The 551-nt window shown below is 63.3% G+C and carries 1 protein-coding gene; it reads right to left on the bottom strand.

What is annotated here, in order from left to right:
• Nucleotides 1-165 precede the first annotated feature (165 nt).
• The coding region (locus F6Q13_RS19980; RefSeq protein WP_293060145.1) for a TetR-like C-terminal domain-containing protein at nt 166-551 on the bottom strand (386 nt) is incomplete at its 5' end.

The raw sequence follows: 551 nt of genomic DNA, 5'->3' as shown, positions 1-551 counted from the left end.
TGGCTGACACCGGATCGGCCGGCTCGGGTTACTTCGACGACGGCTACCTCATCTCCGGCTACGCCAACTACAGCAGCGAAGCCAGCGGCTTCCTGGTCGCGGATTATGAAAATTCGGGCTACTTCAAGTGAGCCGGCGCGCACTGATCGTCTGAATCGTCGCAGGTTAGCGTTGGCTAAACGTTGCCAGGTGCTGGCCGACATACTCGGTGAAGCGGTCGGTCAGTTCGTGAGCAAGCTCGGTAACGCCGACGTCCTCAGTTCCGGCAGCGGCGGGTAGGGCGCCGTCGCGGGCGAGGACGACCAGACCGTGGACGAATGCCCAGCTGATCAGCGCCAGAATTGGTGCACCTGACGGCGTAGCGTCCAGCGGCGTTTCGCGGCTGACCGCCGCGTACAACGTGCCGATGGCCCTTCGTTGCGCCTGGATCAAGCCCGAGTCGCCAGAATTCAACTGGTTGGCCTGGAACATGAGCTCGAACAGGGCGGGATTAGCGAGTCCGAAGTCGATGTAGGCGCGCCCGAGGGCGGCCAGCTGGTGCTGCGGATCTG

This window comes from Mycobacterium sp., from assembly GCF_008709575.1.
Classification (GTDB): domain Bacteria; phylum Actinomycetota; class Actinomycetes; order Mycobacteriales; family Mycobacteriaceae; genus Mycobacterium.
The sequence above is the reverse complement of the archived record's forward strand: the minus strand, read 5'-3'. Positions and strand labels throughout refer to the sequence as shown.